This is a genomic window from Pseudomonas sp. PME37.24/006, assembly GCF_055556635.1.
In genome coordinates this window covers 1-263 of the sequence record NZ_JBVHNL010000155.1, presented here as the reverse complement: position 1 = coordinate 263, position 263 = coordinate 1, and the positions used below count along the sequence as shown (strand labels likewise).

General features: G+C 62.0%; 1 pseudogene. It reads right to left on the bottom strand.

What is annotated here, in order from left to right:
- Positions 1–263, bottom strand: a pseudogene (locus ACZ3GY_RS24225) (sensor histidine kinase); the annotation flags it as partial.

The window sequence follows — 263 nt, the reverse complement described above, 5'->3', positions numbered from 1 at the left end:
GACCTTGCGCCGCTCGTTCCAGGCAATCAGCAGAAACGCCACCAGCGCGAAGGCGACCGCCACCAGAATCCCCTGATTGATCGCTTCGCGCCGCAGATCCTGCAACGGCGTGAGCAGGGTGAAATTCCACGGGGTGTCGCTCAATGGCCGGGTTTGCGCCAGGTAGCTGATGTTCTCTTCATCGCGATCCTGTTGCGGCAGCACTTCGCTGTTGGCCGGGAAGGTGAGTTTTTCCACGCCTTCGGCCAGGGTTTCCCGGGCCA